The following is a 1,374-nucleotide window of genomic DNA, read 5'->3' as shown; positions in this document are numbered from 1 at the left end:
CGCGTCGCAGCCTTGCCCGTCGACGACCCGCGGCACCGTCGCACGCGCGCCGCGCTCGCCGCTGCGCTGCTCCGGCTCCTCGAGCGCGAGCCGCTCGACGCGATCTCGGTGGCGGCGCTCTGCCGGGAGGCGGGCGTGCACCGCACCACGTTCTATGCGCACGCGCCGAACGTGCACGCGTTCGCACTCCACGTGTTCACCCAGGACCTCGACCGGCTCAGCGCCGTGGCCGTCGAGCCGGGGGCGGAGACGCCCGAGCACGTCGCCGAGCGATACCTCGCCTCACTCGTCGCGGTGCTCGAGCACGTCGTCGAGGACCGCGCCGGCTATCGCGCGCTCTTCGGGTCGACGAGTCGCGGCGTGTTCCGGTCCGCGCTCGAGGCGCGCCTCCGGCACCGGGCGCGACTCGCGCTCGAGGTGTGGCGCGCGCAGCGCGTTCCCGGGGCGCCGAGCGACGACGTCGCCATCGCCGAGGCCGCGGCGTACATCGCGGGCGGGCTCGTCGGTGCGCTCGAGACGTGGGCGCTGGGCGACGAGACGGATGCCGCGGCATCCGCTGCCAGGATGGCGACGCTCATGCCGTCGTGGTGGCCCGGCTCGATCGCACTGCCGCCCAGCGGTCGATGAGGATCGGGATGGCGGTGCGCACCCAGAACGACGGGAGCACGTGCCCGTCGCTCATTCCGCTTCCGGTGACGAACGCGGCGACGCGCAGCGGCTCGTCGGTGTCGGTCAGGGGCTGACCGGTCAGGCGGGCGAACTCGCGCCCGACGGTGCTGCGGACGTCCCAGAACCCCTCGGGCATCGGCGCACCGGCGAGGGAGTCGCGCATCGCCGACCAGAGGTGCGGATCGCCGCGCAGCCCCCACTGCACCAGGCCGCGATCGAACAGCGACGAGAAGTCGGCGACGGATGCGTCGGGGTCGGCCGGGGCGGGCATGCGCCCACGCTACGCGCGGGCGGCGCGGGTCGCGACGGCGGCAGGATGCGACATCCTTGCGATCGGTGGCATCCTTGCCACGGCGGGCACGCGCAGGTCGCGCGGCCCGCATTCGGGAGGTGCGGGTGATGTCGCGGTCGAACCACCGGGTCGCGGTGCTCGTGCTCGAGGGTGCGAAGCCGCTCGACGTCGGGATCCCGGCGCAGACCTTCACGACACGGGCGAGCATGCCGTACGAGGTGCGGGTGTGCGGCGCGCGCCCCGGACCCGTCACCGGCGGCGACGGGCTCTCGTACCACGTGGCCGACGGACTCGAGGCGTTCGAGTGGGCCCAGACGATCTTCATCCCCGGCTACCGGCACCCCGACCGCGAGGACCCGCCCGCCGCGGTCGTCGACGCGCTGCGCGCCGCGCACGCGCGCGGGGCACGGCTC

The 1,374-nt window shown here is 74.9% G+C and carries 3 protein-coding genes; 2 read left to right on the top strand and 1 reads right to left on the bottom strand.

What is annotated here, in order from left to right:
* A partial coding sequence (locus ESO86_RS17015) for a TetR/AcrR family transcriptional regulator (RefSeq protein WP_165308260.1) occupies nucleotides 1–627 on the top strand: 627 nt, incomplete at its 5' end.
* Here ESO86_RS17015 and ESO86_RS17010 read toward each other — a convergent pair.
* The gene (locus ESO86_RS17010; RefSeq protein ID WP_129235965.1) at nucleotides 575–940 is read right to left on the bottom strand and encodes a MobA protein; all 366 of its coding nucleotides are present in this window, start codon (nucleotides 938–940) and stop codon (nucleotides 575–577) included. The two genes, ESO86_RS17015 and ESO86_RS17010, sit on opposite strands and share 53 nt — an antisense overlap.
* Nucleotides 941–1,068: 128 nt before the next feature.
* On the opposite strand from ESO86_RS17010, the gene ESO86_RS17005 reads away from it, so the two are divergent.
* On the top strand, nucleotides 1,069–1,374 hold a 306-nt coding region (locus ESO86_RS17005), incomplete at its 3' end, for a type 1 glutamine amidotransferase family protein (protein WP_479722793.1).

Source organism: Agromyces binzhouensis (genome assembly GCF_004135055.1).
Taxonomy (GTDB): Bacteria; Actinomycetota; Actinomycetes; order Actinomycetales; family Microbacteriaceae; genus Agromyces; species Agromyces binzhouensis.
The sequence above is the reverse complement of the archived record's forward strand: the minus strand, read 5'-3'. Positions and strand labels throughout refer to the sequence as shown.

Coding starts and splice junctions, on each gene's coding strand:
- ESO86_RS17010 (WP_129235965.1), bottom strand. CDS start 940: ATGCCCGCCCCGGCCGACCCCGACGCATCCGTCGCCGACTTCTCGTCG.